This window comes from Mycobacterium interjectum, assembly GCF_900078675.2.
In the GTDB taxonomy this organism is placed as follows: domain Bacteria; phylum Actinomycetota; class Actinomycetes; order Mycobacteriales; family Mycobacteriaceae; genus Mycobacterium; species Mycobacterium interjectum.
This window is the reverse complement of record NZ_LT546241.1, coordinates 1-958: the sequence shown is the minus strand read 5'-3', so window position 1 is coordinate 958 and position 958 is coordinate 1. Positions and strand designations below refer to the sequence as shown.

The 958-nt window shown below is 71.1% G+C and carries 1 pseudogene; it reads right to left on the bottom strand.

The features are described 5' to 3' along the window. Window positions 1–430: pseudogene (locus tag BN4348_RS58965) on the bottom strand (DUF4129 domain-containing protein); the annotation flags it as partial. Between the last annotated feature and the right edge of the window lie 528 nt (window positions 431–958).

Sequence of the window (958 nt, the reverse complement as noted above, 5' to 3'; positions counted from 1 at the left end):
GCCCCGACGGCGGCGCGGCCGGGGCGGGGCCGGGTAGGGAGGGGTCGACGCGGTGCGGAACCAGATAGTGGACCAGCAGCGTCGCGATCAGCAGCCACGCCGCGATCAGCGCGAGCCCGATCAGTATCACCCGCCAGCTCGGGCGGCCCTTGCCGGTGCCGAGCATGTCGGACAGGTCTTCCTGCTTGGGTGCCGCCGCACGCGGGTCGCGCAACCGCGCGATGACGGCGATCGCCAGCAGCGCGAGAGTGGCACTGAGGGCCACGATGACGAACAGCAGTGCCGCCCGGCCGCCGCCCGGCTCCGTGCGCACCGCATGGCCCTGGGCCGGGAGGTATCCGCGCAGGGCCGCGGCGGCCAGGATCATCAGGACGATCAGCGCGACGACGCGCCCCGTCGGCTTGTCAAAACCGGGCTTGATTACGGGCATGGGCACACCACTCGACCGGTTGCCTGCCGCCGTTGCGGCACTGGCTTTCCTCATACTTGCACACGCCGGTAGGCCGGCTTATCCACAGTTGGGGTTTTATCCACAGGCCGCGGGCGGCGTGGTTTCCGCCGTGGGCTTTTGACGGGGCTCGTTTTAGGCCTGGCGGCATGGGTTCGTGCGTGGGTGCCGAGGAGGCGCGGGAGCGCATCGAGGCGGCGCGGGATGACATCGATGCCGCGCACGACGTGCTGCGCGAGACCAGCTCGCAGGTGGTGGGCAACGAGGTCCGCGTCGAGGTGGCCGAGCGGTTGGAGACCCGGGAGCGGGTCAACCGGGGTTTGATGTATCGGTTCTTCGGCGAGATCGCCGAACCCCAGGATGGCGCCGCGTGCGTGCCGACTCCCTCAAGTCCGACGGCCTGTTCACCGACGAGGGCCGGGCGCGCCGCTGGCCGCGGCTGGGCCCGCAGGGGCCCGGCATGTCGCGGTTCTCGGGCCTGCTGGATCCCGAGGCCCGTGCCTACTTCGA